Source organism: Paenibacillus glycanilyticus (assembly GCF_023715145.1).
GTDB classification, from domain to species: Bacteria; Bacillota; Bacilli; order Paenibacillales; family Paenibacillaceae; genus Pristimantibacillus; species Pristimantibacillus glycanilyticus_A.
Map to the genome: position 1 here is coordinate 1 of NZ_JAMBNP010000076.1, position 286 is coordinate 286.

A 286-nucleotide genomic window follows, 5' to 3' on the forward strand; every position below is an offset into this window, starting at 1 on the left:
AGCGCATCTACTCCTCTCGCCAAATTGCCAAAGCAGTACGTGAAAATATCATGTTTATGTGGCTGGCTGCTAGGCAGCGTCCAGATTTCCGTACCATTAACCGTTTCCGCTCAGAGCGTATGAAAGATTGAAGCGAATGCCAATCGTTACACGTTTGTATGGGGCAAAGCTGTTGTCAAACAGAAAATGAAGCTACAAGAAAAGGTGAAGACCTTGTTCGCTGCCATTGAAGAGGCAGAGAAACAGGAAGATCAGGCGCTGAATAACTTGGACCTTCCTGAGCTCG

General features: G+C 46.9%; 1 pseudogene. It reads left to right on the forward strand.

The features are described from left to right. Nucleotides 1-286, forward strand: a pseudogene (locus tag M3194_RS31045) (transposase); the annotation flags it as partial.